Below are 6529 nucleotides of genomic sequence, written 5' to 3'. Positions count from 1 at the left end.
GCCAATGCGGTCTTGTTGATGGATAAATTTATCTACTACCTGAAGCAACACCGCTTATATACCCGCCCACTTGGAATTATTTGAGTCTCTAAAAATGAGGGGATCTCTGAGCAGCCCAACCACACCTGCCCATTCATTTTCGTTTTCAGAAGAAATACTGTAAGCGACATTGTATCCAAACGGCTCATTTTGCTGCGTAAATCCCTTCACTTTCATATAAGAAAAACCAACAAAAGGGCTGACCAACCCCAGATTGTTGAGGTGAAATGAACGACCAATTCGCGGGCTAATCAGGAGAGCTACACTTTCGGTTCGCTTATCATCAGTTTCCGACTTGGTATAACTGATCGGCAGAACACCAAAATACTGACCGAAACCAGCGGTAAAATTCGTACTTACCCCATAATTCCAACCTGAGAAATCTGGCGAAAAATGAATCGGTTTGATACCCTGCTTAATATGATTAAACACCGAATCCGGGATGGTGACTTCCAGGTCTGAGCTTCCATCAAAACGCCCGGCATGTACGCCGACCTGCATAAACGGTAGAACCCACGAGCTGAGTTTCAGTTGCCATGTCTGGGTATTGCTTTCTGGATGACCAAAATCGATCTCATCCAGATTTAAACGATCAAAGTCGATATTCGGACGACTGGGGATTGCCAGCTTCAAGTCGGAAAAACCAATCCCCTGTTGCATATAAGTTGGCACAATGGAAAAGGAGAACGGTAGAGGTAAATCAAATCCAAGCTCAATCGCCTTCTGCGCATAGAAAGGTAATGCATGTTCCCACTTGCGATTCAGCCTCTGCTGGTTTGACTGACTTGACCGAGTTATAGATGGGCGTACATCTGCCGGGATGGTGGCATTCCGCTCAGCTTTGCGCAAAGCTCTGATCTGTTTGCGACTCTCATTGAGGTCTACCTCATCTGAGGATGAAAACTCAGTAGCCGACGCTATCGATAAGGTTAGAAACAGAAATATAAAAAACAAAACACGCATACTTCTCATCTTTATTAACATTGACTGGCCAGCTATACTAACAACAAATGAATCACCAAATCTTAATAATTGGCATTTTGGTTATAATTTTGACGATTAAATTTACCAGTGAACTTTTTCCACCGTTTTTATCCTTTTAGCGTGTAAAAATATCATCCTAATTAGCTACTATTAAAATCTCCGTAATTTAAAATAAGAAAGTCATATATCACCTCCATGAATACGTAGGATTTTCCCTGCATATCACGTCATTTGGAGGGAATATGGCTCACCTTATCGAGACCATAGCCTACACCGGCCAAACACCCGGGCATGACTTCGGCAATCTGTTACCCCCGCAGCAATCTCTCAACATCTGGCTCCAGGCCGCCCGGCATGGACTGGACCGTTGAACAAAGCGAGGTAAAGTTCAACGTCAAGTTGCCCCGCTCGACACAATTTGATGCAGTGGCAGTGAAGGCCTCGCTGGGAGTGGGCTGTCCCATTGGGATGAGTTCAAAACCCAGACTCAGGCGCTGGTGGCACGCCCCTGCTCCCCGAGGAAGCACTGCGTTTCTTCAGTGACTTGCTGCACAACCACGGAATGAAGACAGTATTATCCTCACGCGCCCAGTACAGCGGCTGAACGAGTGTAGTGATCTAATCATCCCGAACACCATTTTAGGTGCCACCGTTACCTAAGGTGTTCAATGGCAAAACAACGTCGCTCATTCACTGCCAAGTTCAAGCAGGAAGTGGCATCCAGGTGGTGCCGGTGGCCATCGTCTCGGGCTTCATTATGAGCCTGCTCGGCCCCATCCTGATACTGGCATTCCTCGCCATCTGAGCCTGGCGCCCCCCAGGTGGAAAAAAGCCCGGCAGCAGTGCCGGGCTTTCTGTTTACTGACGGACGCACACTGGCTTCAAGCCCGCCACTGGCCGCCGCTCATCACCCGCTGGATGGCCAGCGTATTCGGGTCGATAAGCAGCAGATCCGCATCCTGCCCCACCGCTATCGCTCCCTTGCCTGCCAGCCCCAGGGCCCGCGCCGGATTGGCCGTGACCACCCCCAAGGCGACCTCGAGCGACACCCCGAGGGCGCAGGCGCGGACGCACTCCTGCCACAGGCTGGCAATCTGGCCGCAGCGCAACTCGATGAGGCGCCCCTCGCCATCGAAACGCGGCAGGCTGGCATTGGCATCGGAGCTGAAGCTGATGCGATCGGCAGGCACATCGGATTCCAGCAGCGCCACCAGCGCCTCTGCCGCCAGTTGCTCGCCATCGTCCAGCAGCTCGGGGAAGCTCGAGGTGGTGAGATCGACCCAGCCCCCCGCCCGGCCCCAGTCGATGGCCTCGGCAAACAGCCAGGGGTTGCGGTTGCAGTGGGTGGGATAGAGCTGGCGCAGGGGAATGTCGGTGCCATCGCGCAGGGCTCGCAGCGGCGCCAGCGCCCCGCGGCCGTCCCCGACGTGGAAGAAGCTTACCCCGCTCTTGCCCGCGAGCAGCCCGGCCACCCGCGCCTCGCTCACCAGCCGTGCCAGCTCGTCATGCGTCGGCGCGCTGGATCTGTGATCGCTGATGGCCAGCTCCCCCACCCCCAGCACCTCGGGAATCAGCATGATGTCCGACTCCACAGACCCGGTGAGGGTCTTGACCGGCAAGTGATAGGAGCCGGTATACATGTAAGCGCTCACCCCGGCGGCACGAAACTCGCGCACCTTGCCGAGCACCTGGGCCGGGGTGCGGGTCAGGCTGTCGGTGCCAAGCGCCGCCACCAGCGTGGTGACCCCCGCACTCAGCGCCTCCCTTGCCGCCAGCTCCGGGGTGCGAAAGGCAAAGCCTCCCTCCCCACCGCCCCCCGTGATGTGGGCCAGGGGATCCACCAACCCGGGCACCAGATAGCGGCCACGGCCGTCGACACGCACCAGCGGCCAGTCAGGGGGAACCGTCAGCCCCTTCCCCAGCCAGGCGATGCGGCCATCGGCCACCAGCAGATCCTGCTGGCCGAGCGGGACCGGGCTATGAATTTCCGCACCCTCGATCAGGGTCAACATGGGGTATCTCCTTGTTTCATCACCTCTTGCTGCAAAAAAAGAGAGGGAGCAAGCTCCCTCCCCCCATCAACCACCATAAATATCGTACTTGAAGTACTTCTGGTTGATCTCCTGATACTTGCCATTGGCACGCAGGGTTTTGATCGCCTCGTCCAACTTGGCCTTGAGATCCTGATCGCCCTTGCGTACCGCAATCCCCATGCCGTCACCAAACCACTGGCGATCGGTCAGGGCCGGCCCCACATACTCGAACTTGTCCCCGCCCGCCTTGCTGAGCAGCCCCTGATCGATGGCCGAGGCATCGGCCAGCAAGGCGAGCACCCTACCCGCCTTCAGATCGAGATAGGCTTCATCGGCATTGCCGTAGCGCACTATGGTGACATCGGAGCCAAAGTTGTCCGTCAGGTACTTGTCGTGGGTGGTGGCGCGCTGCACACCGATGCGCTTGCCTGCTATCCCCGCCGGGGTCAGCGCCAGCTCGGTGCCTTTGGCCGCCACGAAGCGGTTGGGGATATGGGCATATTTCTCGGTGAAATCCACCTTCTTGCGCCGCTCGTCGGTGATCGACATGGCGGCGATGATCGCATCGTATTTGCGCGACAACAGGGCGGGGATCATGCCGTCCCAATCCTGCGCCACCAGCTCGCACTTGACGGCCATCTGCTGGCACAGGGCATGGGCGAGATCGATGTCAAAGCCCTTGATCTCCCCCGAGGCATCGGTCCAGGAGAAGGGAGGATAGGCGCCTTCCACACCGAAACGCACGGTTTTCCACTCCTTGGCCGTGACGAGGGTGGTGAGCAGGCAGGCAGCAAACAGGGCTGACAGGGTCAGTTTGGTATTCATCATGAGTACTCCATTACATAGAAAGCGCACAGGCGCGGTCAAGGCATCGCAAGCGTGGGCAAGCGATGGCCAACAAACGGCAAAACGCGGATGAGCGAGATCAGCCCCCTGGGTATCAATGATCGACAGATATCAATGATCGTCGGGTATCAATGATCGGCGGGCGTCAATGAACTGCTCCGGGGCCTCGACTTATTCGTCGAACCACTCGGAGAGGTAGAAAGGCTTGAAGTAGAAGGCCAGAAAAAAGCCTCTGGCTTTGCGCATCATGATGGTTTGTCGTGTCCTGTGACAAAGATGTCAGCCACCTTAGCACGCCCAAAATTTGCCCCGCAAGGGGGCGTTGCAGGTCCGTTGCAAAAACCCGGACCATGGTCAACAGAAGGTGGATCCGCTAGGCTCTGAGCACCTTGTCATCGATCTGCACACGACCCTGATCCCATGAATTACCTGGCGCACCTTCACCTGGCGGCCCACACCCGAAGCTCCCTCACTGGCAACCTGCTGGGAGACTTCGTCAAGGGGCCGCTGCCCACGGGTCTCGAACCCCCCTTCGATGAGGGGATCTGGCTGCACCGCAAGATAGACGCCTTCACCGATGCCCACCCCGAGCACAGGGCGGCGGTCGCCAGCTTCGAGGCGCCCTGGCGCCGCTTTGGCGGCATCCTGGTGGACATGCTCTACGACCACTGGCTGAGTCGCCACTGGCAGCAATTCAGCCCGCAACCCCTGCCCCGCTTCCTGCAACAGAGCTATGGTCAACTGCTGGCGGATCATCACCGTCTGCCGGAGGGCCTGCCGGTGCCCCTCAGGCGGATGGCCGAGCAGGACTGGATCGCCTCATACCGGCACCGGGAGGGGCTGAGTCAGGCCCTCAACGGCATCGGCCGCCGCCTGCGTCGCCCCCTGTTGCTGGGAGAGGCACTCCATACCCTGGATGAGGGCCGCTGGCACGAGTGTGAACGGGGGTTTCTGCGCTTCTATCCCGCGTTGATCTGCTTCAGTGAGCGGCAGCTCGCCCACTACCGCGCCACCAGGGATCCTCAAGGCCCCCCAGGTTAGATGCCCTGATCCTGTTTCAGACAAGGCTGGCGGGGCAAGGGAGGAAACGAAAGCTGGATCAGACTGGGTCTTTTATGGCACCCAAAAAGGGAGGAGACTGGCGATGCCGCTCAGCCCGGGCTCAGGCTGAACGGGCGCGGCTGGGCTAGACTCAGCCCCCTCAAGACCCAAGGAGACCTCTTCATGTCATTGCGATTATTCTGTAGCGCCCTGTGCGGCGCCCTCCTGGCCGGTGGCGCCGTTCACGCCACCGAGCCGGTTCATGCAGCCATCTTGTTTGAAAACGTGCGTATCTTCGATGGCAAGGGGAGTGCCCTCAGCGCCCCCTCCTCCGTCCTGGTGGAAGGCAACCTGATCACCAGGATCAGCCAGGGCGGCATCAAGGTGGAAGGCGAGGTGCAGCGTATCGACGGCCAGGGCAAGACCCTGATGCCGGGCCTCATCGACGCCCATACCCACCTGATGTTCGCCACCCTGCCGCAGATTGCCGTGCTGACCAACGACGTCACCTTCACCACGGTGGCGGCAACCAGGGCGGCCAACGACATGCTGATGCGCGGCTTCACCAGTGCCCGTGATCTCGGCGGCCCCGTGTTCGGCCTCAAGAAGGGGATCGACATGGGGTTGATCAATGGACCGCGTATCTGGCCGGCCGGCGCCATGATCTCCCAGTCCGGTGGCCACGGCGACTTCCGCCTGCCCAACGAACTGCCGGCACTGGCGGGACAATACTCCTTCGGCGAGCGGGCCAACGCGGCCATGGTCGCCGACAGTCCGGATGCCGTGCGCCAGCGCACCCGCGAGCAACTCGCCCTCGGTGCCTCCCAGATCAAGGTGATGGCCGGTGGCGGAGTGGCCTCCAACTATGATCCCATCGATGTGACCCAGTACACGGTGCCGGAGATCCGTGCCGCAGTGGAGGCCGCCGACAACTGGGGCACCTATGTGACCGTGCACGCCTATACCCCGAAAGCGGTGCGCCAGGCCATTGAGGCAGGCGTCAAGTGCATCGACCACGGTCAGATGCTCGACGAGGACACTGCGAGACTGATGGCCGATAAGGGGGTCTGGTGGAGCCTGCAACCCTTCACCGACGATCGCAAGTCTCCCTTCCCGGAGGGCTCGGCCAACCGTCTGAAACAGCTTGAGATGTACAAGGGCACCGACCACGCCTATGCCATGGCCAAGAAGTACGGCATCAAGACCGCGTTCGGTACCGACGCCCTGTTCAGCGCCCAGGCCGCCGCCAGTCAGGGCACCATGCTGGCCAAGATGGGCACCTGGTATACCTCGGCCGAGGTGCTGAGGATGGCCACCCATGACAACGCCGAGCTGCTGGCCCTCTCCGGCCCGCGCAGCCCCTACTCGGGCAGGCTGGGCGTGGTGGAGGCCGGGGCACTGGCCGATCTGCTGCTGATCGACGGTGACCCGCTCAAGGATCTCTCCCTGGTGGCCGATCCGGCCAACCACTTCAAGGTGATCATGAAGGACGGCAAGATCTACAAGAACACGCTCTGACCTCCCTGGATGACAAAAAGGCCCCGAAAGGGGCCTTTTTGATGGGGGCTGCACGACTGCCAGCGGCA

At 58.9% G+C, this 6529-nt stretch carries 6 protein-coding genes; 3 read left to right on the top strand and 3 right to left on the bottom strand.

Annotated elements, in window-relative coordinates; genetic code table 11:
- Positions 1–54 precede the first annotated feature (54 nt).
- A complete protein-coding gene (locus ACB039_RS02415) occupies positions 55–1002 on the bottom strand; it encodes a hypothetical protein (protein WP_371165045.1) in 948 nt (315 codons plus the stop codon).
- A 664-nt stretch (positions 1003–1666) separates the two neighbouring features.
- On the opposite strand from ACB039_RS02415, the gene ACB039_RS02410 reads away from it, so the two are divergent.
- Positions 1667–1828, top strand: a complete 162-nt coding sequence (locus ACB039_RS02410) for a hypothetical protein (RefSeq protein ID WP_371165050.1) — start codon at positions 1667–1669, stop codon at positions 1826–1828.
- A gap of 76 nt (positions 1829–1904) precedes the next feature.
- Here the strand turns inward: ACB039_RS02410 and iadA are convergent, their stop codons facing one another.
- Together iadA and ACB039_RS02400 are read right to left on the bottom strand one after the other, a co-directional pair.
- Complete coding sequence (iadA, locus tag ACB039_RS02405) at positions 1905–3035, bottom strand: beta-aspartyl-peptidase (RefSeq protein WP_371165044.1); 1131 nt, start codon at positions 3033–3035, stop codon at positions 1905–1907.
- 66 nt (positions 3036–3101) lie between these two features.
- Positions 3102–3884: an ABC transporter substrate-binding protein gene (locus ACB039_RS02400; RefSeq protein ID WP_371165043.1), complete on the bottom strand. Its 783-nt coding sequence runs from the start codon at positions 3882–3884 to the stop codon at positions 3102–3104.
- 438 nt (positions 3885–4322) lie between these two features.
- Here ACB039_RS02400 and ACB039_RS02395 point away from each other — a divergent pair, with 438 nt between their 5' ends.
- Complete coding sequence (locus tag ACB039_RS02395) at positions 4323–4943, top strand: ACP phosphodiesterase (protein WP_171269098.1); 621 nt, start codon at positions 4323–4325, stop codon at positions 4941–4943.
- 183 nt (positions 4944–5126) lie between these two features.
- Positions 5127–6461, top strand: coding sequence for an amidohydrolase family protein (locus ACB039_RS02390; RefSeq protein WP_371165042.1), 1335 nt, complete (start codon positions 5127–5129; stop codon positions 6459–6461).
- Positions 6462–6529: the final 68 nt, after the last annotated feature.

This window comes from Aeromonas sp. S2(2024) (assembly GCF_041402505.1).
GTDB classification, from domain to species: Bacteria; Pseudomonadota; Gammaproteobacteria; order Enterobacterales; family Aeromonadaceae; genus Aeromonas; species Aeromonas media.
This window is presented reverse-complemented; position numbering and strand designations above follow the sequence as displayed.